This is a genomic window from Pseudomonas sp. XP1, assembly GCF_053557675.1.
In genome coordinates, this window is record NZ_JBNRIJ010000058.1 from 1 (window position 1) to 2,769 (window position 2,769).

Below are 2,769 nucleotides of genomic sequence, written 5' to 3' on the forward strand. Positions count from 1 at the left end.
CCACAGGTACAGCGCATGCCTGAAGGCTGTGATTTACCTGTGGGAGCGGGCAAGCCCGCGAAGAGGCCGCCGCCGTTACATCAGGCTTACTTCACTTCGACTGCCAGGCTCTGGGCAATCTTGCTCTGCCACAGGGCAGGGCCAGTGATGTGTACCGACTCACCGTTGCTGTCCACGGCGACGGTCACCGGCATGTCCTTGACCTCGAACTCGTAGATCGCTTCCATGCCCAGCTCGGCGAAGGCCAGGACCTTCGACTTGCGGATGGCCTGGGCTACCAGGTAGGCAGCGCCGCCGACGGCCATCAGGTACACGGCCTTGTTGTCCTTGATCGCTTCGATGGCGGCTGGGCCGCGCTCGGACTTGCCGATCATGCCCAGCAGGCCGGTCTGCTCGAGGATCTGGCGGGTGAACTTGTCCATGCGGGTGGCGGTGGTCGGGCCGGCAGGGCCTACCACTTCGTCACCGACCGGGTCGACCGGGCCAACGTAGTAGATGAAGCGGCCCTTCAGGTCCACCGGCAGCTCTTCGCCACGGTTGAGCATTTCGACCATGCGCTTGTGCGCGGCGTCGCGGCCGGTCAGCATCTTGCCGTTGAGCAGGATGGTTTCGCCCGGCTTCCAGCTGGCGACTTCTTCCGGGGTGATGGCGTCGAGGTTGACGCGACGGGCGCTCGGGCCGGCTTCCCAGACGATTTCCGGGTAGGCGTCCAGCGACGGCGCTTCCAGTTCGGCCGGGCCGGAGCCATCGAGCACGAAGTGGGCGTGGCGGGTAGCGGCGCAGTTGGGGATCATGCACACCGGCAGCGAAGCGGCGTGAGTCGGGTAGTCCATGATCTTGACGTCGAGCACGGTGGTCAGGCCACCCAGGCCCTGGGCGCCAATGCCCAGCTGGTTGACCTTCTCGAACAGCTCCAGGCGGATTTCTTCCAGGCGGTTCTGCGGGCCACGGGCCTTCAGTTCGTGGATGTCGATGGACTCCATCAACACTTCCTTGGCCATCACGGCGGCCTTTTCGGCGGTACCGCCGATGCCGATGCCGAGCATGCCAGGCGGGCACCAGCCAGCGCCCATGGTCGGTACGGTCTTCAGTACCCAGTCGACGATCGAGTCGGACGGGTTGAGCATGGCCATCTTCGACTTGTTCTCCGAGCCGCCGCCCTTGGCTGCGACATCGACCTCGACCTTGTCGCCGGGGACGATGGAGTAGTGGATCACTGCCGGAGTGTTGTCCTTGGTGTTCTTGCGGGCACCGGCCGGGTCGGCCAGGATCGAAGCGCGCAGCACGTTTTCAGGCAGGTTGTAGGCGCGACGCACACCTTCGTTGATCATGTCGTCGACGCTCATGGTGGCGCCGTCCCAGCGCACGTCCATGCCCACGCGGATGAACACGGTGACGATACCGGTGTCCTGGCAGATCGGGCGATGGCCGGTGGCGCACATGCGCGAGTTGATCAGGATCTGGGCGATGGAATCGCGTGCAGCAGGCGACTCTTCACGCAGATAGGCCTCGTGCATGGCCTGGATGAAATCGACGGGGTGGTAGTACGAGATGAATTGCAGGGCGTCGGCGACGCTCTGAATCAGGTCGTCTTGCTTGATCACGGTCATGCAGCGCGCTCCTCTTAAAGACGGGAACATTCATTACGGCGCTCGACGGTGCCGACCAGCGTGTCGAAGCGCCTTGCAAGGCGCCGGCAGGTCGGGCCGACGGAAAAAGGCGCGGCAGTATAGCGCGCATCCGTGCCGGGCACACCTGCGGCCGGTCTGGGACCATGGTCGGCAGCTGGCAGGCATTGTTCTTGCTGACTTGTTGTTGAGATAGGATGCTTGGAATGGGCCGCAAAGCGGCCCCAGAAACTCAAGAGCTGGAAGAGATAGCTGAAAATGCCCGAACTTTGCGTGGGCGAGCGCCGCTGGGCGGTGCCGACCGGCAGCAACCTGCTCGATGCCTTGAACGAGGCCGGGCTGAATGTGCCCTACAGTTGCCGCGCCGGCAGTTGCCATGCCTGCCTGGTGCACTGTCTGGGCGGGCAACCGCTGGACGCCATGCCCGAGGCCCTGGCGCAGGACAAGCATGCCCAGGGCTGGCGCCTGGCCTGCCAGTGCCGGGTAGTCGAGGACCTGCGCGTAGCGCTGTTCGACCCGCAGCAGGATGGCGTGCCAGCGCAGGTCTGCGCCCTGGACTGGTTCGGCGATGTGCTGCGCGTGCGGCTACGCCCCGAACGGGCAATACGTTACCAGGCGGGGCAGCATGTGGTGCTGTGGAATGGCGCGCTGGCGCGGCCTTACTCCTTGGCCAGCCTGCCGGGAGAAGATGATTTTCTCGAGTTTCATATCGACTGCCAGCGCCCCGGCGCCTTCTGTGACAAGGCCCGTGGCTTGCAGCTGGGTGATGTGCTGCGCCTGGGCGAACTCAGGGGTGGGGCCTTGCATTACGACCCGGACTGGCAGCAGCGGCCGCTGTGGTTGCTGGCGGCGGGGACCGGGTTGGCGCCGTTGTGGGGCATCTTGCGCGAGGCTCTGCGGCAGGGGCACCAAGGGGAAATCAGGGTCATGCATGTGGCGCGCGAAGGCGTTGGGCATTATCTGGCCGAGCCGTTGCGAGAGATGGCGAATGTGAATGTCGAGTTGGTACTGGCAGAGCAGCTGGATGAAGCGTTGGCCGGGTTGCGGCCGTCATCGCGGCAGACGGTGGCGCTGGTGTGCGGGGCGCCGGGGAGTGTCGAGCGGTTTGCCCGGCGGCTGTTCATTGCCGGGGTGCCGCGGG

At 65.1% G+C, this 2,769-nt stretch carries 2 protein-coding genes; one reads left to right on the top strand and one right to left on the bottom strand.

All coding sequences use genetic code 11. The features are described 5' to 3' along the window. Positions 1-86: 86 nt before the first annotated feature. Positions 87-1,610, bottom strand: coding sequence for a fumarate hydratase (locus ACK1U9_RS25080; RefSeq protein WP_013974059.1), 1,524 nt, complete (start codon positions 1,608-1,610; stop codon positions 87-89). Positions 1,611-1,886: 276 nt separating this feature from the next. Between ACK1U9_RS25080 and ACK1U9_RS25085 the strand changes: the two genes are divergently transcribed. Then, the coding region (locus ACK1U9_RS25085; protein ID WP_449110258.1) for an iron-sulfur-binding ferredoxin reductase at positions 1,887-2,769 on the top strand (883 nt) is incomplete at its 3' end.

Bases quoted from the DNA above. Each gene is read 5' to 3' on its own strand.
- ACK1U9_RS25080 (WP_013974059.1), bottom strand. From the start codon at position 1,610: ATGACCGTGATCAAGCAAGACGACCTGATTCAGAGCGTCGCCGACGCC.